This window comes from Plantimonas leprariae (assembly GCF_008802405.1).
In the GTDB taxonomy this organism is placed as follows: Bacteria; Pseudomonadota; Alphaproteobacteria; order Rhizobiales; family Rhizobiaceae; genus Plantimonas; species Plantimonas leprariae.
Genome location: NZ_VZDO01000002.1, coordinates 161,830 through 185,659, shown reverse-complemented (window position 1 = coordinate 185,659; position 23,830 = coordinate 161,830). Strand labels below are relative to the sequence as shown.

The following is a 23,830-nucleotide window of genomic DNA, read 5'->3' as shown; positions in this document are numbered from 1 at the left end:
AGGCGATAAACAGCCGGTTTTTGCGAAAAGCGCAACTGCGGCGATATCATATTCCTAACGCGTCGAACGTTGCCCGGGCGAGGATCAGGTCGTCCGGGGTGTTGACGTTGAAGAACGGATCGACCGCGGTGGACGCATCGAAGTCGACAGCGTCGAATCCGGTTCTTTCGGCGAATGCGACGACGGAGAGGTTCCCGCTCGCTTCGATGTGAGTCCGGAGGTCTTCGAGGCAGGCCAGCGGCCAGAGGGCGACCGTCGGATGCAGTCGCCCGCCGCACCTCGCGATGCGGGGGCGACGGCCCGGATCGTCTGCCAGCCGAGCGCAGACATCGGCCGGCAGGAAAGGCGTATCGCCTGGCAGGCATATGAGGTGAGTCGCCGCGTCGCGTCGCTCGCGCAACCAATGCGTCGCAGCGTCAAGGGCGGCGAGGGGGCCGGGATGGCCATCGATCCGATCCCGGACGATCGGGTAAGGGAGGGGGGCGAAAGCCTCCCTGTCGTTAACCCCGATCAGGATCGGCGAAACAGCTGGCGGGAAGCGGTCGAGCACATGGGCGATCATCGGCCGCCCGCCGATCTCGACCATAGGCTTCGGGACCGCCGCGCCGAGCCGCGAGCCGCGGCCGCCGGCCAGTACCAGACCGGCGATGCGCGGCGCGGTCAATGCGTGGAGGCCGGCGCGAGCTTCGGACGCCGGCCACGCATCCGCTCGCGGTAGAGAGAGTAGGCCCCGCTGCCGATAACGATCGCCGAGCCGACGAGCGTCGTCGCGTCCGGAACGTCGCCGAAGATCGCGAAGCCGAGAACGATCGCGAAGAGCAGGATCGTGTAGCGGAACGGCGCGACGAAACCCATGTCGCCGCTGCGCATCGCTTCGACGATGCAGATGTAGCCGAGCGCGAGCATCACGGATGCGACCGCGAAGATGAGAAGGTCGGCGGATCGCACCGGCGACCAGCCCCAGAACGGCACGAGCAGGAAGCCGGCAAGCATCACCGACGCGGAGGTAACGGCGGAGACCGCGAAGGACGGGATGTCGGCCGGCATGCGGCGGGTCGCGAGGTCGCGCGCCGCCGAGCACAGGACGGATGCGAGAATGAGGAGGGAGAATACCGAGAAGCCCTCGGTTCCGGGCCGCACGATCACCACCACGCCGACGAAGCCGATCGATATGGCCGTCCAGCGCCGCCAGCCGACCGGCTCCGCCAGAAACAGCGCCGCGCCGAGCGTCACGACCAGCGGCAAGGCCTGAAAGATCGCGGAAGCGTTGGCGATGGGCATGTAGCGGAGAGCGGCGACGTAGGTGATCGTCGCCAGGATATCGGCCACGGTGCGGAAGGCCAGCACCGGCTGCACGAGCCGGTGCGGCTGGCGCAGCGCGCCTCGAATGCCGGCGAGCGCGACGAGGAGGACGGTCGCCATCACGCCGCGCAGCGCCATGATCTGCGGTGCCGGAACGTCCGCGATCGCGAGCTTGGTGCACGCGTCGTTCACCGCGAAGGCCGCCATCGCGCCGATCATGAAAAGACAGGCGCGGGTGTTGCCAGAAACGGCCGAGAGCGAAAGGGTCGACAATACGGAAAGCGGAGGCTGCTGCGGGTCGCGTCTTCATATCTCTCAGAGGCGCGGAATACGATCCCGCAGTCGCGCCGGCCCGTTCGCTTCTCTTAACCGCCTGTCATGCTCATGTGACGGGAAACGGCGGGCTGCCGTGTCGCGCGATCGATGATGAAGTCGTGCCCTTTCGGCTTATGCGCGATCGCGCCGTCGATGGCCCGCATCAGCAGCGCGTCGTCCGGAGAGGCGCGCAGCGGCGCGCGCAAGTCCACCGCATCCTCCTGGCCGAGACACATGAAGAGCGTCCCGGTGCAGGTGACCCGCACGCGATTGCAGCTTTCGCAGAAGTTGTGCGTCATCGGGGTGATGAAGCCGAGCCGCCCGCCGGTCTCCGCCACGGTGACGTAGCGCGCCGGGCCGCCGGTGCGGAACGGCACGTCGCGCAGCGTCATGCGGCTTTCGAGATCGCGGCGGACCTCGGTGAGCGGCAGGTAACGATCCGTCCGATCCTCCTCGATCTCGCCGAGCGGCATGGTCTCGATGAGCGTCAGCTCCATGCCCTCGCCGTGCGCCCAGCGCACCATCTCCGGGATTTCCCGGTCGTTGACGCCCTTCAGCGCGACGGCGTTGAGCTTGATCCGCAGGCCGGCGTCCTGCGCGGCCCGGATGCCGGCCAGAACCTGATCGAGGTCGCCGCGCCGCGTGATCGCCCGGAACTTGTCGCGGTCGAGCGTGTCGATGGACACGTTGATGCGCTCGACGCCGCAGTCGGCGAGTTCGGCCGCGAAGCGCCCGAGCTGCGAGCCGTTGGTGGTCAGCGTGAGCTCCTCCAGCGCGCCGCTCGCCAGATGCCGCGACAGCGAGCGAACGAGGCTCATCACGTTGCGGCGCACCAACGGTTCGCCGCCGGTCAGCCGTAGCTTGCGAACGCCCTTCGCGACGAAGGCGCTGGCCAGGCGGTCCAGCTCCTCCAGGGTCAGAAGATCGTTCTTCGGCAGGAACGTCATGTTCTCCGCCATGCAGTAGACGCAGCGAAAGTCGCACCGGTCCGTTACCGAGACGCGCAGATAGGTGATCCGGCGGCCGAACGGATCGATCATCCGTCCTGTCGAAGGCATGCTGCGGAACGATGAAGGAGCGTCCGTCGCGCTGACGTCTTCCGGTCGCTCGATGAGGGCATTATCCATGCGCCGGAATGTGGAAGGGCGCACCGGCAGGGTCAAGCCGGGGCGTCAGTCGGCAAAACAGGAATCGACAGCATGAGCGCAGAGGCCGCACCGCGCGAACTTCGGGTTTCGAAGGATCGCCGCCAGCTTACCGTCCGCTATGCCGACGATGCGACCGACGTGTTTCCGGCCGAGCTTCTGCGGGTGGTCTCGCCCTCGGCGGAGGTACAGGGACATTCGCCGGAACAGCGCGTGACGGTGAGTGGAAAGCGTCAGGTCGCGATCGCCGACCTCGTCCCGACCGGCCACTACGCGGTCCGGATCGTCTTCGACGACGGGCACGATACGGGCATCTTCACTTGGGTTTTCCTGGCCGAACTCGGGCGGCGGCAGGGCGAGCGGTGGGAAGGCTACCTAGCCGACCTCGCGGCGAAGGGTCTGTCGCGGGACCGTTAGGCGGCGACCTCCACCGACGCATCCGCGCTAAGATGCTCGAATTCCACGCGGTTCCGGCCGTTACCCTTGGCTTCGTAGAGCATGCGGTCGGCGAGCTGGTAGAAGGTGCTGAACGGCAGAACCTCACGGAAATGCACCGCGCCGACGCTGATCGTGAGGGAAACGCGTTCCTCGCCCGAGAAGAGCTCGATCCCCTCGACCGTGCTCCGCAGCCGCTCGGCGGCGGCACGCGCGGCGGTCGGACTGGATCCGTAGAGGAACACGGCGAACTCTTCGCCGCCCAGACGACCCGCAAGGTCGCCGCCACGCGTCAGCCGGCCGATCGCGGCCGCGATCTGACACAGCGCCTCGTCGCCTTTCGCGTGGCCGTGGCGGTCGTTGATCAGCTTGAAGAAATCCGCGTCGATCACGAGGAGTGCGCCGCGCGGCGCGTCGAGCTGCTCCATCTCGGCGAGCTTGGCGGTCACCTGCGAGACGAAGGCGCCGCGGTTCAGCAAGCGCGTCAGCCCGTCGCGAGCCGCGGAATCGGTCAGGTGGGCATTCAACTTCGACAGATTGCGCATCTGCAGCGAGAGGTAGAGAAACAGCGGGATGCCGAGCAGGAGCGGCAGCGCGACCGCCGAGATCATCCCCTTGGCGAAGACGGCGGCGTCCGAGTGCCAGAACAGCACGGCATTGAACGCCAGCGATACCAGGACGCAGAGCGTCACGCCGGCGACGTTGATCGACACGAGCTTCCAGGCATCGCGCTTGCCCCGCGATTCCTGTGCCGCCTCTTCCCCCATGGACGCTTCCCACCTTTTTCAGGGAAGCTAACCCGAATAGCTTTCGATGCGCTTAAGGCTGACGATCGGGACGGGGTTATCCCGCTCGCTCGGTCGAGGTGAACTCGAATGGCGGCAGGCGGTCGAACGCCGTCTTCAACGCTTCCGACCAGCCTTCCGAAACCTGCCGGTAATAGGCGTCGCGGTGGTCGAAGCGATGGCGGTAACCCGCCGTCAGGTGGCCCGCCTCGTAGAACTGCATGTCGATCGGCAGGCCGACCGAAAGATTGGAACGGATCGTCGAGTCGAACGAGACCACGAGCAGCTTGGCGACGTCGGCCAGTTCCATCTTCGGGTCGTAGGTCCGGATGATGATCGGGCGGCCGTACTTGTGCTCGCCGATCTGGAAGAACGGATTGTCGGCGCCGGCCTCGATGAAGTTGCCTTCCGGATAGACCATGAACAGGCGCGGGCGGCCGCCCTTGATCTGGCCGCCCAGGATGAACGAGCCCGTGAAGCGCGGCTCGGACGATTCGCTGCCCGTCGGCTTCGAGCGGGCGATGACCTCCTTCAACGTATCGCCGACGAGCTTGGCGGTGGCGAACATCGACGGCTGGCTGAGGATGGGCGGCTTGCGCTTGTCCGGCTCGACCTCGCGCTGCTTGAGGAGCGAGATCGTCGATTGCGTGGTCGCGAGGTTGCCGGCGGAAAGGAGGCACAGGAAGCGCTCGCCCGGCACCTCGAACGTATGCATCTTCGAGACCACCGAGATGTTGTCGACGCCGGCATTCGTCCTCGTATCGGACATGAACACCAGACCTCGGTCGACGAGCAGTCCGACGCAGTACGTCATGGGGCGCATCCTCCAGACGGCCGGTCCGCGCTTCCCGATCCGGCAGCCGTCGGCGAACGCTTAACGAAGGATACGCCGCGCGGACAAGGGCCGGAACCGTTCCGGACGGCACGATCTCTCAAGCGTAGAAGCGATAGCTCCGCGCGATCTCGATCGCCATGCGGTTGTGATCGGCGATGAAGCCGGTGAGGAATTCGTGGAGGCCGCGCTCGATGACGGTCCTGACGTTTCCGTCCATCAGGTCGCCGCGGATCGCGTCCGCCGTCGCGTGACAATCGTGACGCGTGCCATAGGCCTCGTTCAGGTAGTCGAGGCTATCGGCGATGCACTTGTAGCAATAGGCCAGCGAGCGAGGCATCCGCTTGTTGAAGATCAGGAAATCGATGATGTCGATCGGCCGGTACTCGGCGTTGTAGACCCAGGTGTACGAGCGGTGCGCCGAGACCGAGCGCAGGATCGAGCCCCACTGCAGGTTGTCGAAGGACGATCCGACCGAGGAGTGCTCGGGCAGGAGCAGCCAGTACTTCACGTCGAGGATGCGGGCCGTGTTGTCGGCCCGTTCCACGAAGGTGCCGAGGTTGCAGAAGTCGAAGATCTCGTTGCGCAGCATCGTGCCGTAGAACGCGCCGCGCATGTTGGAGGTGTGCTTCTTCACCATCTCGAGCACGGTCGGAAGCTGTCCGTCGCGCAGCGGCATCTGCAACCGGCGCTTCAGCACCATCCAGCCCTCGTTCAACGCTTCCCACACGTCGCGCGTCAGCGCCGTGCGGACCATGCGCCCGTTGGTGCGCGCCGTCTCGATCGACGACAGGATGCTCGACGGATTGTCGAGGTCGCTCAGCAGGAACGAGATGATGTTGTGCGGATCGAAGTCCGGGTATTTCGCGCGGTAGAGCTGCTCGACGCCGGCGCTGGTCAGCACCGAATGCCACTCGTCGCCGTCGGAAACGAGATTGGTCAGCGACAGGCGCAGCCCGGCATCCATCAGGCGGGCCATGTTCTCGGCTCGCTCGATGTAGCGCTGCATCCAGAAGAGGCCTTGGGCGGTGCGTCCGAGGAGTGCCATCGATCAGTCCTCCAGCACCCAGGTATCCTTCGTCCCGCCGCCCTGGCTCGAATTCACGACGAGCGATCCCTCCTTCAGCGCGACGCGGGTCAGCCCGCCCGGAATGATCTTCACCTCGTCCGAGACGAGCACGAAGGGGCGAAGATCGACGTGTCGGGGTGCCAATCCCTTCTCCACGAGAATAGGGACTGTCGAAAGCGCCAGCGTCGGCTGGGCGATGTAGTTGCCGGGGTTCTCCTTCAGCTTGGCCGCGAACAGCTCCCGCTCGTCCCTCGTCGCGGTCGGGCCGACGAGCATGCCGTAGCCGCCGGAGCCGTGCACTTCCTTGACGACGAGTTCGCCGAGGCGGTCCAGCACGTAGGCGAGGCTGTCCGGCTCGGCGCAGCGGAACGTCGGAACGTTCGCGAGCTTCGCCTTCTCGCCGGTGTAGAACTCCACGATGTCCGGCATGTAGGAGTAGATCGCCTTGTCGTCAGCGATGCCGGTGCCCGGCGCGTTGGCGAGCGTGATGCCGCCGTTCCGGTAGACGTCCATGATGCCGGGAACGCCGAGCATGCTGTCCGGGCGGAAGGCGAGGGGGTCCAGGAAGGCGTCGTCGACGCGGCGATAGAGGACGTCGATCGGCTTGAAGCCTTCCGTCGTGCGCATGGCGATACGCCCGTCCGCCAGCTTCAGGTCCTGCCCCTCCACCAGTTCGACGCCCATCTGGTCTGCAAGGAAGGCGTGTTCGTAGAAGGCCGAGTTGTGGATGCCGGGGGTGAGGACCGCAATCACCGGGTCGCCGTTGCAAGCCGGTGGCGCAACGGCTTCGAGCGAGCGGCGGAGGTGCCGCGGATAGGTTTCCACCGGTCGCACTCGGTTCTGCGCGAAGAGCTCCGGGAACATCTGCATCATCGTTTCCCGGTTCTCGATCATGTACGAGACGCCGGACGGCGTGCGTGCATTGTCTTCGAGCACGAAGAACTCGTCCTCGCCGACCCGCACGAGATCGACACCGATGATGTGGGTGTAGACGCCGCCCGGCGGCGAGAAGCCGGCCATCTGCGGCAGGAAGGCCTCGTTCCCTTCGATCAGCGATCGCGGCACCTTGCCGGCACGGACGATCTCCTGGTCGTGGTAGATGTCGTGCAGAAAGGCGTTCAGCGCCCGCACGCGCTGCTCGATGCCTTCGGCGAGCCGCTCCCATTCGCGGCCGGCGATGATGCGCGGCACCAGATCGAAGGGGATGAGCCGCTCCGACGCATCGGCCTGACCGTAGACCGCGAAGGTGATGCCGGTGCGGCGGAAGAAACCTTCGGCCTCGCCGGCTTTCTCGACGAGCGATTCGGGATCCTGCTGCCGGAACCAGCCGTGGAAGCGCTCGTAGGGCGACCTCACCCCGCTGTCGGCGACCAGCATCTCGTCGAAGGGTTTCACCTAGGCACGCTCCTTCTTCCCGCCCGGACAGAGAAGAAGCTGCCCGCGCGAAAAGCAAGCGTATCCGTGTGCCCGTTTGTTCGGCAGGGTCTTCGCCGCGGGGCGGCCTTCCGCACAGCACCGATGGGAAGCGGCGAAATCCGCCGATTGTTTCGCGGTGGTGGTTGCCGAGTCCGCCGATCTCGCCGTAATCATTCCGGCGGGGAGAGACCGACGTTGCCCAAGGTTCGGGGAGAGGATCTGACGCGATTGGACGATGCCGCCCGCGCGGGCTGGCTCTACTACGTCGCGGGCAACACGCAGGACCAGATCGCCTCGAAGCTCGGCATTTCCCGGCAATCGGCACAGCGGCTCGTGTCGCTGTCGATGTCGGCCGGCCTAGTTAAGGTCCGCATCGACCACCCCATCGCGACCTGCCTCGAAGCGGCGCTGGCGCTGAAGGACCGCTACGGCCTCCGGCACTGCACGGTGGTGCCGAGCGATCCCGAATCGGCCTCGACGACGCTCGGCGTCGCGGAAGCCTGCGCCGCGGAAATGGAACGGCGTCTGCGCCAGCCGGACCCGCTCGTCATCGCGATCGGCACCGGCCGCACCCTGAAGGCCGCCGTGGAGCGGTTGCCGGCGATGGTCGCGAGCCAGCACCGGATCGTTTCTCTCACCGGCAACATCGCGCTCGACGGGGCCGTTTCGGTCTACAACACGATCTTCACCATGGCCGACGTGGTGCAGGCGCGGCACTACCCGATGTCGCTGCCGGTCGTGGTGTCGAGCGCGGAGGAGCGCGCGCTCCTGCACGAGCAGAAGGTGGTGCAGTCGACGCTGAAACTCGCCGCCGTCGCGGAGGTGACCTTCGTCGGGCTCGGCGAGCTGGGCGCCAACGCTCCGCTCGTCGCCGACAACTTCATCACGGCGGAGGATCGCGACGAACTGGATGCGCTCGGTGCGGTCGGCGAGATCGTCGGCTGGGCCTTCGACCGCGACGGCCGAATCATTCCCTGCGCCTACAACGAACGGGTCGCCAGCGCGCCGATCCCCGATACGGCGAACACCGAGGTGATCGTCGTCGGCATGGGACCGCTGAAGGCGCCCGGCATCCGCGCGGCGCTGAAGGGCCGCTTGGCCAACGGTCTCATCACCGATGAGGCGACCGCCGACGTGCTCCTGCGCAATCCGGCGACCCGCAAAGCCGGGACTGCGTGGAAAGCCGACCATGCGATGGGGGTGCGATGAACGATTTGCTGCGCTGCGGTACGAGATTCGTTTGACAGGGAAATTCGGCGGTGAGAATTTGCCCTACCACTGATCATTTGCTCATCAATGGGGCTGGGAGGCTAGGAATGAAAGTAATGCAAACCGCGATGGGCGCGCTGTCGCTTCTCGCGCTGACGGCGGCTGCGCAGGCGCAGTCGACCACGCTGACGATCGGCACCGTCAACAACAACGACATGATCGTCATGCAGAGCCTGACGGGCGAATTCACCAAGCAGCACCCGGACATCCAGGTGAACTGGGTGACGCTCGAGGAGAACGTTCTCCGCCAGCGGGTTACGACGGACATCGCCACCAAGGGCGGCCAGTTCGACATCATGACCATCGGCACCTACGAGGTTCCGATCTGGTCGAAGCAGGCGTGGCTGTCGCCGCTCGACAACCTCGGCTCGGACTACGACGCCGACGACCTGCTGCCGCCGATCAAGAACGCGCTCTCGACCGACGGCAAGCTCTACGCCGCGCCGTTCTACGCCGAAAGCGTCATGACGATGTATCGCAAGGACCTGCTCGAGAAGGCTGGTCTCAAGATGCCCGAGAAGCCGACCTGGGACTTCATCGCCCAGGCCGCCGAGAAGATGACCGACAAGTCGGCGGGCGTCTACGGCATCTGCCTGCGCGGCAAGCCGGGCTGGGGCGAGAACATGGCCTTCCTCGGCAATATGGCGCGCGAGTTCGGGTCGAACTACTTCGACGCTTCCTGGAAGCCCCAGTTCGAGTCGGAAGGCTGGAAGAAGGCCGTCACCCTCTACGTCGACCTGATGACCAAGTACGGTCCTCCGGGCGCCGCCTCGAACGGCTTCAACGAGAACCTGTCGCTGTTCGGCCAGGGCAAGTGCGGCATGTGGATGGACGCCACCGTCGCGGCTTCCTTCGTCACCGACCCGAAGCAGAGCCAGGTTCCGGACAAGGTCGGCTTCGCGCCGGCTCCCTGCGGCACCGAGAACTGCCCGAATCAGGGCGCCAACTGGCTCTGGGCTTGGTCGCTCGCGATCCCCGCATCCTCGCAGAAGAAGGAAGCGGCGGAGCAGTTCATCTCCTGGGCGACCTCGAAGGCGTATATCGACCTCGTGGCGAAGGAGAAGGGCCTGTCGAACGTTCCTCCGGGCACGCGTCAGTCGCTCTACAAGAACGCCGACTACCTGAAGGCCGCGCCTTTCGCGCAGCAGACGATCGACTCGATCAACAACGCCGATCCGTCCGCATCGGGCGACAAGCCCTATGTCGGCCTGCAGTTCGCCGCGATCCCGGAATTCCAGGGTCTCGGCACCGCGGTCGGGCAGCAAATGGCGGCGGCCCTGTCGGGTTCGGCGACCGTCGATCAGGCGCTGAAGGCCGCGCAGAGCCAGGCGACGCGCGAGATGACCCGCGCCGGCTACATCAAGTAGCCGCATGAACGAACCCGGCCGGCGCCTTCGCGCCGGCCGGGTTTCGAAGGGAGGGGAGCACCATCCGACGCGGTTCCGCGGCGGTCATACGTCGATCCTCGAAGCAGATCGCCGCGACGGGAGGCCGCCGCGTCCGACCCGAAGACTGGTGTTCGGCCGCCCCAGGGGAGAGCGCGCGGCCTGAAGTCGGATGATTTCAATGGCGACAACTCATACGAAGTCCGCCGCACGCGCGATGTTGGCGCCGTCGGTGATCGCGCTTTTCGCGTGGATGATCGTTCCGCTCGTCCTGACCCTCTACTTCTCGACGCTCAACTACAGCCTCTACAATCCTATCGACGCGCCGTTTATCGGCTTCGAGAACTACACGTACTTTCTCAGCGATCCGACGTTCCTCGAATCGTTCAAGAATACGCTGCTTCTGGTCGGCGGTGTCCTGCTGATCACCATTCTGGGCGGCATTCTCGTCGCACTCCTGATGGATCAGGAATTCTACGGCCAGACGGTCGTACGGCTGCTGGTCCTGGCCCCATTCTTCGTCATGCCCACGGTCGCTGCGCTCGTGTGGAAGAACATGATGATGAACCCGGTCTACGGGGTGATCGGCTACGTTCTGAACTCGGTCGGGATCGGCGCGATCGACTGGCTCACCACCGCGCCGCTGCTGTCGGTCGTCATCATCGTCGCCTGGCAATGGCTGCCCTTCTCGACGCTGATCCTCCTCACCTCGCTGCAGTCGCTCGCCGAGGACCAGAAGGAGGCGGCGGAGATGGACGGCGCCGGGGCGCTCTCGATCTTCTGGTACATCACGCTGCCGCACATGAAGCGCGCGATCACGGTCGTCATCCTGATCCAGACGATCTTCCTCCTGTCGGTCTACGCGGAGATATTCGTCACCACCGGCGGCGGACCGGGCGCCCAATCCACCAACATCCCGTTCCTCGTCGCGAATCTCATCCAGCAGAGCGGTGACGTCGGCACCGCGTCCGCCGGCGGGATCGTGGCGGTGGTGCTCGCCAACATCGTCGCGTTCTTTCTCGTCCGCCTCGTCGGCAAGAACCTGGAGGCCTGAGCCATGGCGCGCCGCGTAACACCGCAATGGAAGACCGGGATGACGATCCTGGCATGGGCCGTCGGCTTCCTGATCTTCTTTCCGATCCTCTGGACGATCCTGACGTCGTTCAAGACGGAGAACGATGCGATCGACCCCTCGAAGTTCCTCGGCTTCACCTGGACCGGAGAGAACTACGTCGCGATCCAGGAACAGCGGAACTACTTCGCGTTCCTGATGAATTCGGTCTACCTCTCGCTCGGCTCGACGCTGCTCGGCTTGATCTTCGCCATCCCGGCGGCGTGGGCGATGGCCTTCTCGCCGACGAAGCGGACGAAGGACGTGCTGCTCTGGATGCTGTCGACCAAGATGATGCCGGCGGTCGGCGCGCTCGTTCCGATCTACCTCCTGTTCGTGCGGTTCGGCCTGCTGGACAGCCGCATCGGCCTGATCGTCGTCCTGTTCGTGATCAACCTGCCGATCGTGGTGTGGATGCTCTACACCTACTTTAAGGAGATCCCGGGCGAGATCCTCGAGGCGTCGCGCATGGACGGGGCGAACCTTCGGCAGGAGCTCTTCAAGGTGCTCGCGCCGATGGCGGTCCCCGGCATCGCCTCGACCATCCTTCTCAACGTCATCCTTGCCTGGAACGAGGCGTTCTGGACGCTCTACCTCACCACCACGAACGCCGCGCCGCTCACCGCCTTCATCGCGTCGTTCTCCAGTCCGCAGGGTCTGTTCTACGCGAAGCTCTCGGCGGCTTCGACGCTGGCCATCGCCCCGATTCTCATCATAGGTTGGTTCTCGCAGAAGCAGTTGGTGCGCGGCCTGACCTTCGGCGCCGTCAAGTAAGGAGGAAAACTCGATGGCTTCCATCAACCTCAAGGACGTTCAGAAGCGGTTCGGCGACGCCAACATCATTCCGAACATCAATCTGGACATCCAGCACGGCGAGTTCGTCGTGTTCGTCGGGCCGTCCGGCTGCGGCAAGTCCACGCTCTTGCGGCTGATCGCCGGCCTGGAGGACGTATCGGGGGGTACGATCTCGATCGACGGCAAGGACGTGACCAACGTTCCGCCGGCCGGTCGGCAGCTCGCGATGGTGTTCCAGAGCTACGCGCTCTATCCGCACATGACGGTGGAGCAGAACATCGCCTTCCCGCTGAAGATGGCGGGCGAGAGCAAGGAGACGATCGACAAGAAGGTGAAGGGTGCGGCGGGGACGCTGAACCTCACCGATTATCTCCACAGGAAGCCGCGCGAGCTTTCCGGCGGCCAGCGCCAGCGCGTCGCCATCGGCCGTGCCATCGTGCGCTCGCCGAAGGGCTTCCTGTTCGACGAGCCGTTGTCGAACCTCGATGCGGCGCTGCGCGTCAACATGCGCCTCGAGATTTCCGAACTGCACGCGCAGCTCAAGACGACGATGATCTATGTCACGCACGACCAGGTCGAGGCGATGACGATGGCCGACAAGATCGTGGTTCTCAACCGCGGCAACGTCGAGCAGGTCGGCTCGCCGCTGGAGCTTTACGAGAATCCGCGGAACCTCTTCGTCGCCGGCTTCATCGGCTCGCCGAAGATGAACTTCCTCAGCGGCGCCGCGGCGGAGAAGTACCGCGCCAACACGATCGGCGTCCGGCCGGAGCACCTCGCCATCTCGAAGGATGGCGGCGAGCTGAAGGGCACGGCCGGCGTGTCGGAGCATCTCGGCTCGGATACCTTCGTCCACGTCAAGCTCGACAACGGCGAGCAGGTGACGGCGCGCGGCCTCGGCGATTACCGCGTAAGCCATGGCGATCCGGTCTATCTCACGCCGGAAACGAACCGCATCCATCGTTTCGATCAGGCCGGATCGGCTCTCGCGGCCTGAGGCTGCCGGCTGTACGATCCCTCGTGAGCCTGCGACCGCATTTCCGGATGCGGTCGCCGTTTCGCAGCCGCTGAAAAACCGCTACCTGACTTCTCGAGCAGAACTCGGGAGGTTCCATGGATAGCGTGTTCATCGGCGTCGATGTCGGCACCGGCAGCGCCCGCGCCGGCGTGTTCGACGCGGGCGGCAACCTGCTCGGAACCGCGAAGCGGCCGATCCGCATCTGGCGCGAGGATGGCTCGATCGTCGAGCAGTCCTCCGCCGACATTTGGGCGGCCATCGTCGCTTCGGTGCGCGAGGCGATGCAACTTTCCGGGGCCGAGCCGCGCGCCGTGCGCGGCATGGGCTTCGATGCCACCTGCTCGCTCGTCGTTCTCGATCCCCAAGGGCGCCCGCTCGCCGTCGGTCCGTCGGAGGATGCCGAGCGCGATGTCGTGGTCTGGATGGACCATCGCGCCATCGACCAGACGCGCCGGATCAACGCGACCGGCCATCCCGTCCTGAAATATGTCGGCGGCGCCATCTCGCCGGAGATGGAGACGCCGAAGCTGCTCTGGTTGAAGGAGCATCGGCCCGAGACGTTCGCCGCGGCGGGACACTTCTTCGACCTCGCCGATTTCCTGTCGTGGCGCGCGACGGGTAGCCTGCAGCGCTCGGTCTGCACCGTGACCTGCAAGTGGACGTACCTCGCGCACGAGGGCCGCTGGGACGCCGACTACTTCCGCACCATCGGCCTCGGCGAACTCGCCGACGAGGGCTTCGAGCGCATCGGCACGGAGATCGTCGATATCGCGACGCCGCTCGGGCAGGGACTGACGCAGCAGGCGGCGGACGAACTCGGGCTGCCGCCAGGCGTGCCGGTCGGCGCGTCGCTGATCGACGCCCATTCCGGCGGCGTCGGCACGCTCGGCGCCAGCCGGCCGAACGGCCATGCCGAAGACCCGTCCGGCGAACTCGCGATGATCATGGGCACCTCGTCCTGCGCGATGGCGCTCACCCGCGACGCGGCCTTCGTCGACGGCGTATGGGGGCCATATCACGGGGCGATGCTGCCGGGTTACTGGCTGCTCGAAGGTGGGCAGTCGGCCTACGGCGCGGCGCTCGACTACGTCGTCGCGATGCATCCGGCCTTTCCGGCCGCGCGCGATGCGGCCGCCGCGGAAGGCGCGTCCGTGCTCGACTTTCTGGAGCGGCGCGCGGTCGCGCTCGCCGGCTCGGTCGAGGAGGCGGCGCGGCTGGCGGAAGGCATCCAGATCGTGCCGGAGTTCCTCGGCAACCGCGCGCCCGAAGCCGATCCGAGGGCGACGGCTGTGCTCGCCGGCCTGACGCTTCAGACCAGCACCGACAGCCTCGTGCGCCTGTTCGTCGCGGCTCTGTGCGGCCTCTGCTACGGCACCCGCCAGATTTTGGAGGCGACGCGCGCCAAGGGCATCGCGATCGACACGGTGGTCGTCAGCGGCGGCGCGGCGCGCAGCGCGCTGCTGCGGCGCATCCTCGCCGATGCCACCGGCTCGAAGGTGGCGCTGCCGGTGACGCCGGAGCCGGTCCTGCTCGGCGGCGCGATGCTCGGCGCGGTGGCCGGCGGCACTTATGCGAACCTGAAGGAAGCGGCCGCCGCGATGTGCCGGATCGGCGAGGAGATCGCGCCGGCCGCCGGCGCGATGGCCGACTTCCATGCGAAGAAATTCGCAGCCTACGAGGTGCTGAAACGCGCCGAGCGCGAGGTTCGGCTGATCATGCAGGACCGCTGAACGCGAGCTGGCAGGTTCAGGAAACGGCCCTCATCGAGGCGTGCACCGCCTCGATGATGCGATTTTGCGTCGCCTCGTCGAGATAGGCGTGCATCGGCAGGCTGACGACCTCCCGGCTCAGCTCATCGGAAACGGGGAGGTCGCCGCCGGCCGCCGGAAAATGCTGGTAGGCGGACTGCCGGTGCAGCGGCTTGCCGTAGTAGATGACGGTCGGCACGCCTTGCCGCTTCATCTCGGTCATGAACGCATCGCGGCGACCGTCCGGAACGCGCACCGTATACTGCGCCCAGGTGGATACCATGCCGTTCGGCAGCGCCTGCGGCGTCACCGCGCCGGATAGCGCGGCGGTATAGCGGCGCGCGATGCGCATCCGCGCCTCGATCTCGTCCGGGAAAATCTGCAGCTTCTCGATCACCACCGCCGCCTGCAGCGTATCCATGCGGGCGTTCATGCCGATCCGGACGTTGTCGTAGCGATCGGCGCCGGAGCCGTGGACGCGCAGCGAGCGCATGACCGCCGCGAGATCCGCGTCGTTCGTCTGCACCATCCCGCCGTCGCCGTAGCAGCCGAGCGGCTTTGCCGGGTAGAAGCTCGTCGCCACCGCGTCGGCCCAGTGCCCGGCCATGTGTCCCTGCGTCGTCGCGCCGAAGCCCTGTGCCGCGTCCGAGAGCACCTTCATCCCGTGCGCGTCGGCGATCCGCCGCACGCTTTCGTAGTCGGCGGCCTGTCCGAACAGATCGACCGGCATGACGCAGGCCGGCCGCAGCTTGCCCTCTCGCCGCACGTCGTCGAGCGCCGCCTGCAGGCTGTCCAGATCGAGGTTGAAGGTGTGCGGCAGGCAATCCACGAAGACCGGCGTTGCGCCGAGCATCGCGACCACTTCCGCCGATGCAGCGAACGTGAAGCTCGGCACGAACACCGCGTCGCCCGGCCGGATGCCCCAGGCGGCCAGCGGCAGCAGCAGCGCATCGGTGCCGGAGCCGCAGGAGATCGTCTCGCGCATGCCGCCGAATTCGCAAAGGGCCGTTTCCAGCTCCTCGACGTCCGGGCCCATGATGAAGGCGCCGGTATCGAAGATGCGCTTGAAGCGCGCCTCGATCCGCTCGCGCACGCGGTCGCGTTGCGGCCCGAGATCGATGAAGGCGATGGGTTGCTGCATGGCGGATCCGAGCGGTTCGTCCGGCGAAGCGGCTAGCGCGTCGCGCGCGAATTTTCAAACGGGGAGGGTGCGCCGGTCGCGTCACGATTTTCGGCATCGGACGGATGCGGCGTGAACGCCCGATCTCTTGACCGCCGATCGCGCAGAAGGCAGCACTCGCACCGAACGGCGGTGAGGGACTCATGAGCTTCGCAATCTACCCAAGCCTGAAGGGCGTGCCGGTGATCGTCACCGGCGGCGCGTCGGGGATCGGCGCGGATGTCGTTCGCGCCTTCGCGGCGCAGGGCTCCAAGGTCGGATTCGTCGATCTCGACGCAGCGCGCGGCGAAGCGCTGGCGGCGGAACTCGGCGGCGGCGAAGCGAACGTCAGGTTCGAGGCGTGCGATCTGCGAGACATCGACGCGCTGCGCAACGCCTTCGCGCGGCTCGGAGCGGCGCATGGCGACGCGCTGGTGCTCGTCAACAACGCGGCGCGCGACGACCGGCACGGCTGGGAGGATGTGACGCCGGACTACTACGACGAGCGGATCGCCACGAATCTCCGCCATATGTTCTTCGCGATCCAGGCGGTCGCACCGGGAATGATCGCCGCCAGAAAGGGTTCGATCGTCAACTTCGGCTCGAATTCGTGGTGGCAGGCTGTCGGCAACATGCCGGTCTACGCCACGGCCAAATCCGCCGTGCACGGGCTGACGCGCTCCTTCGCACGCGATCTCGGCAGGCACCGCATCCGGGTCAACACGGTCGTGCCCGGCTGGGTGATGACCGAGCGGCAGCGGGAACTATGGGTCACCCCGGAGGCCATCGCCGCCAATCTCGAACGCCAGTGCATCCCGGTCGAGATCGAGCCGGTCTATCTCGCGCGGATGGTGCTGTTCCTCGCATCCGACGATGCCGCGATGTGCACGGCCAACAACTACATGGTCGAAGCCGGCTCGATCTGACGCCTCAACCGAGCTTCCGTCCCGCGCCGATATCGAGCTCGTAGACGATGTGTCGCTCCGAAAAGCCGGCAAGCTCGTAGAGCGAGCGCATCGCGGCGTTCGAGCTGGCGGTGCGGCCGACGATGCGGGTGAAGCCTTCCGCTTCGCAGTGCTTCAGCACCTCGCGGAGCAGCACCACCGCTGCGGCCGGACCCGCCGTCCGGCCGTCGACGTAGAAGGAGCGGAAGTCGGCATAGAGGTCGTTGGTGATGAAGTTGCGCCGCGACGCCACCCACGCCCAACCGCAGACCGTGTCGTGCCGCACGGCGACGCGGGTCCAGTCGTCGCCGTAGCGGACGAGCTTGCCGAGCTTCTTCCGGTAATGGTCGAGGTCCGTCACCGCCTCGTCGGCGAAGGATCGGATGGCGATCTCCGCCTCGAACGCCGCGACCGCCTCGATATCTCCCTGCTCCAGCGGGCGGACCACCAGATCGTCCGCCGTCCCGCCGCTTCGTCCGGCACCATCCGCCATTCGCTGAATTCCACTTCCATCGCCGCGGCTTGCCGCCCATCGTCCGGACGCATATAGGCCAGCGGCGAAGATCGCGCTCGGCGAAAGGCTCGCCCCGCCGGTTCACGCATACGATCGGAGCCCGATGAGAATCCGCCAAGTCCTCGCCGACATGCGCAATTGCGACGCCGTGATCGAGGACGAGGTACGACTCCTGGAGGCGGCGATCGCGGCGGCGAAGTCGGTCGGCGCGACGATCATCGGCGAGCACGCGCAGCGCTACGTGCCGCACGGCATCACGCTGATCCTGTTCCTCGCCGAAAGCCACATCATGCTGACGACGTGGCCGGAATACCGGATGGTGCTGGCCGATATCCTGCTCTGCAATCCGGAGATGGACGAGGACCGGGCGATCGACGAGATCGCGCGGCGCCTCTGTCCGAACGGCGTGGTGGAGCGCTCCTTCGTGACGCGGTATATCGAGCCGCTGCCGGCGTGACGGGAACGCCGCCGTTCTGGCGGTTCCTGCCGGATCGGCCTCCGCTGGACCGGGGGGCCGTAGAAGCGGCCGCGGTTGTCGGGAGGGGGCCGCTGTCGCGGCTTCTCCGCGAGGCGCGGGCCGAACTCGGCGCGCACCGGGCGGCTGCGCTCCTGAAAGGTGTGCGATTCGGCCGCCCACTGACGCTGCTCGTCGCCGCGCCGTTTCAGCCGCGCGCTATCGAGGATGCGCTGCGTCTTGCCTTCGCCATCGCCGGCATCGCGGTCGAGCTTCGCGCCGTCGACGGGTTCGCGGCGCTTGCCGGCATTCTGCGCACCGAGGAAGCGCCCGATCTTGCCTGCATCGACATGGCGCTCCTGCCGCTGCTCGGAGCGGACGCCGCGTCGGTCGCCGAGTTGGCGACGGCTCTGGCGGGGCGATGTTCCGTGCCGATCCTCGTGGTATCCGGTGATGGCGATCGTAGCTTGGAGCTGCCGGGGGTCGAAGCCGTGGGACTGGGGCTGGGCGGCCCGGTTATCGACGACCGGTTCGGCAGCACCTTCGGCGCGATCCCGACACCCGAAGCCGCCGATCGCATCGCCGACCTTGCCGCGGCGCGCGCCACTCGTATCCTCGGTACGGCCGCCAAGCTGCTCGTGACCGATTTGGACGGGACGCTGTGGTCAGGCACTCTCGCCGAGGACGGCAAGGCGGGGATCGCGCTCGACACATCCTTCGCGGCAACGTTGAAAGCGCTGGCGGCGGATGGGCTTCTGCTGGCGGTCGCCAGCCGCAACGACCGCCGGGATGTGGAGCGGGTGTTCGCGGACAATCCCGATTGGCCGCTCACGCTGCAAGGTTTCGCCGAGGTGGAAGCCAGCTGGGCGGAGAAGGACGCGCTGGTGGCGACCGTGCTCGGTGAGCTCGGTCTTTCCGCCGAGCATCTGGTGTTCGTGGACGACGATCCGGTCAACTGCGCCAAGGTCGCGACACGCTTCCCGGATGCCGACGTCCGGCTGATCGCAGGCGACCGCGAGGCGTTCGCGCGCACACTGCACGACGATCCGCTGTTGCGGCAGGGCGGGACGGCTTCGGGCGACCGCGTGGAGCAGTATCGCCGCCGGGAGGCCGTCGAGCGGCTACGGAGCGAAACGGCCGACGTATCGGACTTCCTGCGCCGGCTGCGGAGCGCTCTGACAGTGGAGCCGCTGAAGCCGTCGCTGCTGCCGCGCGCCGCCGAACTCGCGTCCCGCGTCAACCAGTTCGCGCTCAACGGCTGGCGGCCGAACGGCGCCGAACTCGCGCACCGCGCTTCGCCGCTCGACTTCATGGTTCGGCTGGACGATGCCTTCGGCGCGCACGGCCTGGTCGGGCTGGTTCTGGCTTCGGTGGAAGGCCGTACGGCGCGGATGGAGGCGTTTTTCCTCAGCTGCCGCGCGCTCGGGCGCGGTGCCGAGGCGGCGATGCTGCAGGCCCTCGGCAGATTGGCGCACGAGGCGGGCTGCACGGAAATTTCCGGCACGATCGAGCATCTTCCGCGCAACGAACCGGCGCGAGCGTACTTTTCGCAATATCTCGACGAGGCGAATGGATCGTCCTGGACGATCCGGCTCGATGCGAAGATGGCTGCAATCGAAGGGACGACGCTCCGATGGGCCAGAACGATGATCTGATCGCCGGCACCGACCGCACCGCCGGGCAATGCACCGTGGCCGGCGATCCGGTCGCGACGAAGATCATCGCGGTCGTCGCGGATGTCCTCGGCGTGGCGAAGGACACGATCGGTCTGGATACGGTCGCTGCCGATGTCGAAGGCTGGGACAGTTTCGGCCACGTCCGCATCGTGCTCGCGATCGACAAGGCCTTCGGCATCGCCCTGTCGATGGGCGCGATCGAGAAGGCGGCGAGCGTCGCCGGGCTGGTGGAGGTCGTGGACGAAGCGCTGAAGGCGCGCTGATCAGCCGGCGACGAGGCCTTCGCGCCGGAACGTGTGCTCGCCGCAGCGCGGGCATCCGTCCCGCTTCAACGCTTCGACGGTCGCGTGCGTTTCGCCCGTGCCGACTACGGTGACGACGCCGCAAGCTCGACAGCGATAGCGTCGGCGGCGCGGCCGTACCTCGCCGGTATAGATCGGCCCCTCGTGCCGCCGCGGCTCGCCGGGCGTTCGCAGTTCGCCGAGCCGCAACTCGATGAATTGGCCGACCGAACCGAGGATCGAGGCTCCGGCATAGCGATTGAAGGACGGGCGTATGCGCGTCGGGGCGAGCCCGAGCGCCGTTACGCATCGCAGCAGCGCAAGCTGGTCCGGAGCCGCAAGATCGCCATAGGACAGGAAAGCCGGCAGGCCGACTTCCTCTCGCATCGCTTCCAGCCCACGCGAAACGAAGAGCTCCATGCCCTCGAGTGTGTAGGGCGGGTCGGTCACGAACAGGTCGAACCGTCCGCGGCAGGCTTCGGGCAGCGGCTCGCGAAGGTCGTGGCGCACCACGCGCACCGGCGCTCCGGTGTGCCCGGCGGCGGCGGCCAGTTGTTCGCAGCGCGCCGCATCGATCTCGAACACGACGATTTCGCGCGGCGGCCCCCCGAAAGCGCCGGCAACGGCGGGGATCGCAACGGACATCGAATCGTCGTCGCCGATCAGCGCGATGCGCCTGCCTTCGACCGCGCCGGCCGCGAACATCGCCTCGGCGCGGCGAACGGCCGTCTCGGCCGTGCAGGGCGCCTGATCGAGCGTCACGTCGATGGGCGGCGGCGCGTTGGCGAGATGGCGCTCCATCGCGGCGAGGGCCGCATGCAGCGCTGGCGGGACGGCGGATCCATCGGCATGAGCGGTCGCGGCCGGTGAAGCGATGCCAGAGGCGAGAGCGAGTTCCGTTTCGCAGAAGCGGCGCCCCGCTCCGCTCAGGCGAACGCCACCGCCTCGTTCCAGCAACCCTGCCGATTCGAGTTCGCGGCGCACCGCCGTCGCGACGGGGAGGGGCAGGCGCACCGCCCTCGCCAGCTCGTTCAACGGCATCGGGCCGGAACGGAGGACGGTGCGCAGCAAGGCGGCGACGCCCTCCGGCCCTTCGCGCAGTTTCGTCGCTTCGGCGACGACGGCAAGGAGCCGGCTATCGGCGTCGGGCTGCATGGCGTTTCCTCGACCCGATCAGGCGAGGGCGTTCGTGACGTCCCGGACGATGCCGACGAGGCCGGATGCGTTCCAGGCGGAGCGGCCGATGAAGAGGCCGTCCACCGGCTCGCGGGTGGCGAGGTCGACGGCGTTCTGCGGGTTGACGCTGCCGCCGTAGAGCAACGGCAGGTCTCGCCCGACTGCCGACCGGAAGAGCTGCTTGATCTCGGCGTGGCGCTCCTCGACGAAGTCCGGCTCGGCCGGGACACCCCGCACCCCGATCGACCAGACCGGCTCGTAGGCGACGAGCACCTGCGGCGTCTCGGCCCCCGTCCAGTCGATCTTGGACAGGGCGATTTCGGTCTGGCGTCGCAGCACCTCGGCCGTCCGGCCGTCGTTGAACTCGTCGATCGTGTCGCCGATGCAGACGAGCGCAACCAGCCCCTGCCGCACGGCGGCAGCTGCCTTCAACGACACGGTCTCGTCCGTTTCCCCGAACATCTCGCGGCGCTCGGAGTGCCCGATCAGCGCCATCTTCGCGCCTGCGTCCTTCGCCTGGGGCGCGGAGATTTCACCGGTGAACTGGCCGGCGTCCTCCCAATGGATGTTCTGCGTGCCGACGAGGACGTTCGTCCCCTTCAGGGCTTCGCTCACGCGGGAAACGGCGAGCGCGGTCGGGATGGCGAAAAGCTGCGCCTTCTCGCAGTCGGCGAATTCGGAACCGCCGAGGACGCGGCAGAACTCGTCGGCCTCCGCGAAGGTCTTGTTCATCTTCCAGTTCGTGCCGATCCAAGGCCGCTTCACCATCATTCCACTCCCGCGTTCGTCCCTTGCCGGTAGCGCGTCCGATGCACCTTCGCCAAGCCCGGCCGGCGACAAACGTGGACGGTTGCCGAATTCGCAACTCGACGGCCGGCGCGATCACGACACATAGGAGGGGCGAGATCGACCGCGCGCTGCGCTGTGCCGGCCGGCGCGGTGGGCGATCGGAAGGAGAGCGAATGCCGGACGACCAGGAACAGCGGCGCATCCTTTCGGAACTCCACGGCACCGGCGGCAGCTCCGATCCCTTCGCCTCCGCCGTCCGCACGACGCGGATGCCGATGATCATCACCGATCCCCGGCAGGACGATAATCCGATCGTCTTCTGCAACGGATCGTTCCTGCAACTGTCGGGCTTCTCGCGGGAGGAGGTGCTGGGGCGGAACTGTCGCTTCCTGCAGGGGACCGGCACGAATGCCGAGGATGTCGCGAAGGTCCGCGAGGCGGTCGAAACGCGCACGCCGATCGAGATCGATCTCCTGAACTACAAGAAGAACGGCGAGAGTTTCTGGAATCGCCTTCTGATCTCCCCCGTCTTCGATGACGGGGAACTGACCTACTTCTTCGCCTCGCAGTACGACGTGACGCCCGAGCGGGAGAGCATGCAGCGCATGCAGCTCGATCAGGCAACGCTCGAAGATGAGATCAGGCAGCGCGTCTTCGACCTGACGCAGAGCGAGGAGCGGCTGAACTTCACGCTCCGCGCCGGCCGACTCGGCTCATGGACGCTCGAGCTAGCGGACCAACGCCTCGTCGCGTCGAACCTTTGCAAGGAAATCTTCGGCCGGGCCGCCAGCGACGGTTTCGCCTACGAGGATCTCATCGGCGCGATCCAGAGCGAGGATCGGTCGCGCTGGCACGACGCCGTCGATGCGGCCGTCGCCGATGGCGGGGATTTCGACATCGAATTTCGCGTCGAGCTGCCAGGCGACGAGGTCCGGTGGGTGGAGGTCCGCGGGCAGCCGAGCTCGGGACCGGACGGCAGGGCGGTAGCGCTGGCCGGCGTCGCGCTGGACGTGACGCAGCGCAAGCGCGCCGAGGAACACCGGTTGCTGCTGGTGCGCGAGCTGAACCACCGGGTCAAGAATACGCTGGCGACGGTCCAGTCGATCGTCCGGCAGTCGCTTCGCTCATCGCGAACCGTCGCGGAAGCGGGGGAGGTGGCGGATTCGCGCATCCGCGCCCTCTCGATGGCCCACGACGTCCTGACGGAGGAAAGCTGGAGCGGCGCGTCGATGGGCGATCTCGTCGCGCAGGCGCTGAAGCCGTTCACGGATGCGGGCAACGATCGCTTCGACATCGGCGGCGATGCCGTCCGGCTGAAGCCGCGCACCGCGCTCGCCATCTCGATGGCGGTGCACGAACTGGCGACGAACGCCGTGAAGTATGGAGCCTTGTCCAACGAGACGGGCACGGTGCGTTTCCGCTGGACGGTCGGCCCGGCGAAGGACGAGCCGATGCTGCACATCCGCTGGGAGGAATCCGGCGGGCCGCCGGTCGAGAAGCCGCGTCAGGTCGGCTTCGGCTCCCGCCTGATCGAACGGGCGCTGGCATCGGAGATCGGGGGAACGACTTCGATCGACTACCGGCCGACGGGTCTGGTGTTCACGGTCGATGCGCCGCTCGCCGGTCTGACGGCGCCGGAAGAGTAGCGGGCGCCCTTAGAAGTCGCCGAACATCAACTGGGCCGGTCCAGTCTTCTTCTTCGGCGCATTCTTCGGCGCAGGCTTGGTCGGCGTGCGGCCGGCGCGGCTGCCGATGGCCGCCTTCTGCCGGTCCATCCGAGCCTTCGCCTTGTCCCGCGCCACGGCTTCCGGTGCGTCGGGATTGCCGCTCAGCCACTTGCCTCGCTTGATGACCTCGTTGACGCGGCCCTGGTTGACACCGACCTCGAAGGCGATCTCCTGCTGCGTCATGCCGGTCTTCTCGTGCATCTCGAGGATGCGGCGCGCGAGATCGGGCGTCATCTTCTTGCCCGTGATGCGCCGCGCCGGGCGAACCGAGCGCTTCGCCCGGTCCCGCTCGCGCAGCACCTCCAGCACCGAAAGCGCCGATGTCAGCCCGTGCTCGCGCAGCGCGTCTTCGAATTCCCGCAAGGTCGTCAAGACGAAAGCCTTTTCCCTGACCGAACCAGCAAATGTCCTCACCGGGAGAATTGGCGCAAAACGAAACGAACACAAGACGTTCCCGCGCGGTCCCCAGCTTTCCGCGGCGGCCG

Annotated in this window: 24 protein-coding genes; 12 read left to right on the top strand and 12 right to left on the bottom strand. The window is 66.8% G+C overall.

Features of this window, described 5'->3' with window-relative positions:
- Positions 1–46: 46 nt before the first annotated feature.
- From mobA to moaA, 3 genes are all read right to left on the bottom strand, one after another.
- Positions 47–664 carry a molybdenum cofactor guanylyltransferase gene (gene mobA / locus F6X38_RS03440; RefSeq protein WP_150968147.1) on the bottom strand — a complete coding sequence of 206 codons (618 nt, stop codon included), beginning with the start codon at positions 662–664 and terminating at the stop codon, positions 47–49.
- Complete coding sequence (locus F6X38_RS03435; protein ID WP_246191173.1) at positions 661–1,575, bottom strand: DMT family transporter; 915 nt, start codon at positions 1,573–1,575, stop codon at positions 661–663. The genes mobA and F6X38_RS03435 overlap by 4 nt, the downstream gene beginning before the upstream one ends.
- Before the next feature lie 92 nt (positions 1,576–1,667).
- Positions 1,668–2,657: a GTP 3',8-cyclase MoaA gene (gene moaA, locus F6X38_RS03430; protein ID WP_150968146.1), complete on the bottom strand. Its 990-nt coding sequence runs from the start codon at positions 2,655–2,657 to the stop codon at positions 1,668–1,670.
- A 159-nt stretch (positions 2,658–2,816) separates the two neighbouring features.
- Here moaA and F6X38_RS03425 point away from each other — a divergent pair, with 159 nt between their 5' ends.
- Complete coding sequence (locus F6X38_RS03425) at positions 2,817–3,179, top strand: gamma-butyrobetaine hydroxylase family protein (protein WP_150968145.1); 363 nt, start codon at positions 2,817–2,819, stop codon at positions 3,177–3,179.
- On the opposite strand, the gene F6X38_RS03420 is transcribed toward F6X38_RS03425, so the two are convergent.
- The 4 genes from F6X38_RS03420 to F6X38_RS03405 form a co-directional block, all read right to left on the bottom strand.
- Entirely contained in the window at positions 3,176–3,964 is a 789-nt protein-coding gene (locus F6X38_RS03420; protein ID WP_150968144.1) for a GGDEF domain-containing protein, read from the bottom strand. The two genes, F6X38_RS03425 and F6X38_RS03420, sit on opposite strands and share 4 nt — an antisense overlap.
- Positions 3,965–4,040: 76 nt before the next feature.
- Entirely contained in the window at positions 4,041–4,796 is a 756-nt protein-coding gene (locus tag F6X38_RS03415; RefSeq protein WP_150968143.1) for a proteasome-type protease, read from the bottom strand.
- Positions 4,797–4,914: 118 nt separating this feature from the next.
- Positions 4,915–5,862, bottom strand: a complete 948-nt coding sequence (locus tag F6X38_RS03410) for an alpha-E domain-containing protein (RefSeq protein ID WP_150968142.1) — start codon at positions 5,860–5,862, stop codon at positions 4,915–4,917.
- Positions 5,863–5,865: 3 nt separating this feature from the next.
- Positions 5,866–7,260, bottom strand: a complete 1,395-nt coding sequence (locus F6X38_RS03405) for a circularly permuted type 2 ATP-grasp protein (protein ID WP_150968357.1) — start codon at positions 7,258–7,260, stop codon at positions 5,866–5,868.
- Between the two features lie 234 nt (positions 7,261–7,494).
- Between F6X38_RS03405 and F6X38_RS03400 the strand changes: the two genes are divergently transcribed.
- From F6X38_RS03400 to F6X38_RS03375, 6 genes are all read left to right on the top strand, one after another.
- Positions 7,495–8,508, top strand: coding sequence for a sugar-binding transcriptional regulator (locus tag F6X38_RS03400; protein WP_246191172.1), 1,014 nt, complete (start codon positions 7,495–7,497; stop codon positions 8,506–8,508).
- Between the two features lie 107 nt (positions 8,509–8,615).
- Positions 8,616–9,935 (top strand): ABC transporter substrate-binding protein, encoded by a 1,320-nt coding sequence (locus F6X38_RS03395; RefSeq protein ID WP_150968140.1) that lies wholly within the window; start codon positions 8,616–8,618, stop codon positions 9,933–9,935.
- A 199-nt stretch (positions 9,936–10,134) separates the two neighbouring features.
- On the top strand, positions 10,135–11,007 hold the full coding sequence (locus F6X38_RS03390; RefSeq protein WP_150968139.1) for a carbohydrate ABC transporter permease: 873 nt from the start codon (positions 10,135–10,137) through the stop codon (positions 11,005–11,007).
- Positions 11,008–11,010: 3 nt separating this feature from the next.
- Positions 11,011–11,838 (top strand): carbohydrate ABC transporter permease, encoded by an 828-nt coding sequence (locus F6X38_RS03385; protein ID WP_150968138.1) that lies wholly within the window; start codon positions 11,011–11,013, stop codon positions 11,836–11,838.
- Between the two features lie 13 nt (positions 11,839–11,851).
- Positions 11,852–12,856 carry an ABC transporter ATP-binding protein gene (locus F6X38_RS03380; protein WP_150968137.1) on the top strand — a complete coding sequence of 335 codons (1,005 nt, stop codon included), beginning with the start codon at positions 11,852–11,854 and terminating at the stop codon, positions 12,854–12,856.
- A gap of 116 nt (positions 12,857–12,972) precedes the next feature.
- Complete coding sequence (locus F6X38_RS03375; protein WP_150968136.1) at positions 12,973–14,607, top strand: FGGY-family carbohydrate kinase; 1,635 nt, start codon at positions 12,973–12,975, stop codon at positions 14,605–14,607.
- A gap of 16 nt (positions 14,608–14,623) precedes the next feature.
- On the opposite strand, the gene F6X38_RS03370 is transcribed toward F6X38_RS03375, so the two are convergent.
- Complete coding sequence (locus F6X38_RS03370) at positions 14,624–15,766, bottom strand: DegT/DnrJ/EryC1/StrS family aminotransferase (protein WP_150968135.1); 1,143 nt, start codon at positions 15,764–15,766, stop codon at positions 14,624–14,626.
- 182 nt (positions 15,767–15,948) lie between these two features.
- Between F6X38_RS03370 and F6X38_RS03365 the strand changes: the two genes are divergently transcribed.
- Positions 15,949–16,710 (top strand): SDR family NAD(P)-dependent oxidoreductase, encoded by a 762-nt coding sequence (locus tag F6X38_RS03365; protein WP_150968134.1) that lies wholly within the window; start codon positions 15,949–15,951, stop codon positions 16,708–16,710.
- 4 nt (positions 16,711–16,714) lie between these two features.
- Here the strand turns inward: F6X38_RS03365 and F6X38_RS03360 are convergent, their stop codons facing one another.
- Positions 16,715–17,221: a GNAT family N-acetyltransferase gene (locus tag F6X38_RS03360; RefSeq protein WP_150968133.1), complete on the bottom strand. Its 507-nt coding sequence runs from the start codon at positions 17,219–17,221 to the stop codon at positions 16,715–16,717.
- A gap of 124 nt (positions 17,222–17,345) precedes the next feature.
- Here F6X38_RS03360 and F6X38_RS03355 point away from each other — a divergent pair, with 124 nt between their 5' ends.
- The 3 genes from F6X38_RS03355 (at position 17,346) to F6X38_RS03345 (ending at position 19,635) form a co-directional block, all read left to right on the top strand.
- On the top strand, positions 17,346–17,699 hold the full coding sequence (locus tag F6X38_RS03355) for an S-adenosylmethionine decarboxylase family protein (RefSeq protein WP_150968132.1): 354 nt from the start codon (positions 17,346–17,348) through the stop codon (positions 17,697–17,699).
- Positions 17,700–18,046: 347 nt separating this feature from the next.
- Positions 18,047–19,351, top strand: coding sequence for an HAD-IIIC family phosphatase (locus F6X38_RS03350; protein WP_150968131.1), 1,305 nt, complete (start codon positions 18,047–18,049; stop codon positions 19,349–19,351).
- A complete protein-coding gene (locus F6X38_RS03345) occupies positions 19,330–19,635 on the top strand; it encodes an acyl carrier protein (protein WP_150968130.1) in 306 nt (101 codons plus the stop codon). The genes F6X38_RS03350 and F6X38_RS03345 overlap by 22 nt, the downstream gene beginning before the upstream one ends.
- On the opposite strand, the gene F6X38_RS03340 is transcribed toward F6X38_RS03345, so the two are convergent.
- Complete coding sequence (locus F6X38_RS03340) at positions 19,636–20,808, bottom strand: bis-aminopropyl spermidine synthase family protein (RefSeq protein ID WP_150968129.1); 1,173 nt, start codon at positions 20,806–20,808, stop codon at positions 19,636–19,638.
- A gap of 18 nt (positions 20,809–20,826) precedes the next feature.
- Entirely contained in the window at positions 20,827–21,597 is a 771-nt protein-coding gene (locus F6X38_RS03335) for a triose-phosphate isomerase (protein ID WP_161992600.1), read from the bottom strand.
- 194 nt (positions 21,598–21,791) lie between these two features.
- On the opposite strand from F6X38_RS03335, the gene F6X38_RS03330 reads away from it, so the two are divergent.
- Positions 21,792–23,264, top strand: coding sequence for an HWE histidine kinase domain-containing protein (locus tag F6X38_RS03330; RefSeq protein WP_150968127.1), 1,473 nt, complete (start codon positions 21,792–21,794; stop codon positions 23,262–23,264).
- A gap of 9 nt (positions 23,265–23,273) precedes the next feature.
- Here F6X38_RS03330 and F6X38_RS03325 read toward each other — a convergent pair whose 3' ends face one another.
- Positions 23,274–23,717: an RNA polymerase sigma factor sigma-70 region 4 domain-containing protein gene (locus F6X38_RS03325; RefSeq protein ID WP_150968126.1), complete on the bottom strand. Its 444-nt coding sequence runs from the start codon at positions 23,715–23,717 to the stop codon at positions 23,274–23,276.
- Positions 23,718–23,830: the final 113 nt, after the last annotated feature.

Coding starts and splice junctions, on each gene's coding strand:
- F6X38_RS03425 (WP_150968145.1), top strand. CDS start 2,817: ATGAGCGCAGAGGCCGCACCGCGCGAACTTCGGGTTTCGAAGGATCGC.
- moaA (WP_150968146.1), bottom strand. CDS start 2,657: ATGATCGATCCGTTCGGCCGCCGGATCACCTATCTGCGCGTCTCGGTA.
- F6X38_RS03385 (WP_150968138.1), top strand. CDS start 11,011: ATGGCGCGCCGCGTAACACCGCAATGGAAGACCGGGATGACGATCCTG.
- F6X38_RS03395 (WP_150968140.1), top strand. CDS start 8,616: ATGAAAGTAATGCAAACCGCGATGGGCGCGCTGTCGCTTCTCGCGCTG.
- F6X38_RS03375 (WP_150968136.1), top strand. CDS start 12,973: ATGGATAGCGTGTTCATCGGCGTCGATGTCGGCACCGGCAGCGCCCGC.
- F6X38_RS03360 (WP_150968133.1), bottom strand. CDS start 17,221: ATGGCGGATGGTGCCGGACGAAGCGGCGGGACGGCGGACGATCTGGTG.
- F6X38_RS03420 (WP_150968144.1), bottom strand. CDS start 3,964: ATGGGGGAAGAGGCGGCACAGGAATCGCGGGGCAAGCGCGATGCCTGG.
- F6X38_RS03350 (WP_150968131.1), top strand. CDS start 18,047: ATGGCGCTCCTGCCGCTGCTCGGAGCGGACGCCGCGTCGGTCGCCGAG.
- F6X38_RS03365 (WP_150968134.1), top strand. CDS start 15,949: ATGAGCTTCGCAATCTACCCAAGCCTGAAGGGCGTGCCGGTGATCGTC.
- F6X38_RS03390 (WP_150968139.1), top strand. CDS start 10,135: ATGGCGACAACTCATACGAAGTCCGCCGCACGCGCGATGTTGGCGCCG.
- F6X38_RS03340 (WP_150968129.1), bottom strand. CDS start 20,808: ATGCAGCCCGACGCCGATAGCCGGCTCCTTGCCGTCGTCGCCGAAGCG.
- F6X38_RS03410 (WP_150968142.1), bottom strand. CDS start 5,862: ATGGCACTCCTCGGACGCACCGCCCAAGGCCTCTTCTGGATGCAGCGC.
- F6X38_RS03370 (WP_150968135.1), bottom strand. CDS start 15,766: ATGCAGCAACCCATCGCCTTCATCGATCTCGGGCCGCAACGCGACCGC.
- F6X38_RS03345 (WP_150968130.1), top strand. CDS start 19,330: ATGGGCCAGAACGATGATCTGATCGCCGGCACCGACCGCACCGCCGGG.
- F6X38_RS03405 (WP_150968357.1), bottom strand. CDS start 7,260: ATGCTGGTCGCCGACAGCGGGGTGAGGTCGCCCTACGAGCGCTTCCAC.
- F6X38_RS03355 (WP_150968132.1), top strand. CDS start 17,346: ATGAGAATCCGCCAAGTCCTCGCCGACATGCGCAATTGCGACGCCGTG.
- F6X38_RS03415 (WP_150968143.1), bottom strand. CDS start 4,796: ATGACGTACTGCGTCGGACTGCTCGTCGACCGAGGTCTGGTGTTCATG.
- F6X38_RS03380 (WP_150968137.1), top strand. CDS start 11,852: ATGGCTTCCATCAACCTCAAGGACGTTCAGAAGCGGTTCGGCGACGCC.
- F6X38_RS03335 (WP_161992600.1), bottom strand. CDS start 21,597: ATGGTGAAGCGGCCTTGGATCGGCACGAACTGGAAGATGAACAAGACC.
- F6X38_RS03330 (WP_150968127.1), top strand. CDS start 21,792: ATGCCGGACGACCAGGAACAGCGGCGCATCCTTTCGGAACTCCACGGC.